This window comes from Blastococcus goldschmidtiae (genome assembly GCF_031845325.1).
GTDB lineage: Bacteria > Actinomycetota > Actinomycetes > Mycobacteriales > Geodermatophilaceae > Blastococcus > Blastococcus goldschmidtiae.
This window is the reverse complement of sequence record NZ_JAVREI010000054.1, coordinates 1-288: the sequence shown is the minus strand read 5'-3', so window position 1 is coordinate 288 and position 288 is coordinate 1. Positions and strand designations below refer to the sequence as shown.

1 protein-coding gene is annotated in these 288 nt (G+C 67.7%); it reads right to left on the bottom strand.

What is annotated here, in order from left to right; genetic code table 11:
* Nucleotides 1–165 (bottom strand): helix-turn-helix domain-containing protein (locus tag RM425_RS21560; RefSeq protein ID WP_311347280.1); only part of this gene is annotated, 165 nt, incomplete at its 3' end.
* Nucleotides 166–288 lie beyond the last annotated feature (123 nt).

The window sequence follows — 288 nt, the reverse complement described above, 5'->3', positions numbered from 1 at the left end:
CCCTTCGTCGCGGTAGCGCTCGGCCCATTTCTTGGCGGTGCGCCACGAGACGTCGTAGCGCTCGGCTGCGCGGGCTGGGGACCAGCCGTGGTCAATGACCAGCCGCGCAAGACGGAGCCGGGCGCGAGCCGTCAGGGCAGCGTTGGCATGGGTAGCGTGGGCCACGAAGGCCTCCTCTGGTGGCGGAGCGGTTCCTCGACAGCTCCACTCCACACCGGGAGGCCTTCGCCCATCTACAACTCAGATCGTGTCCTCGCAGGTCCTCGACCAACGTGCCTGGTCATCACA